1 pseudogene is annotated in these 294 nt (G+C 71.8%); it reads right to left on the bottom strand.

Annotated features, from left to right (window positions below):
* A pseudogene (locus G6019_RS17540) lies at positions 1 to 294 on the bottom strand (acetoin utilization protein AcuC); the annotation flags it as partial.

Raw genomic sequence — 294 nt, 5'->3', positions numbered from 1 at the left:
TCCCGCCCCACGCCCGTCTCCGATGCCCACCCGGTCGACGGCCACAGCGTGGCGGGGTGCTGGTGCAGGGACACGGTCAGCACACGCGGATCCTCGTAGAAGGCCGCCTGGACACCGTCACCGTGGTGGACGTCGATGTCGACGTAGGCGATGCGGTCGTACCCGTTGTCCAGCAACCAGCTGATGGCCACCGCGGCGTCGTTATAGACGCAGAACCCGGCCGCGGCGGCGGGCATGGCGTGGTGCATGCCGCCCGCCACGGACACCGCCCGGGTCGCCGCGCCGCTGGCGATC

The organism is Dietzia sp. DQ12-76, assembly GCF_014145045.1.
In the GTDB taxonomy this organism is placed as follows: domain Bacteria; phylum Actinomycetota; class Actinomycetes; order Mycobacteriales; family Mycobacteriaceae; genus Dietzia.
The sequence above is the reverse complement of the archived record's forward strand: the minus strand, read 5'-3'. Positions and strand labels throughout refer to the sequence as shown.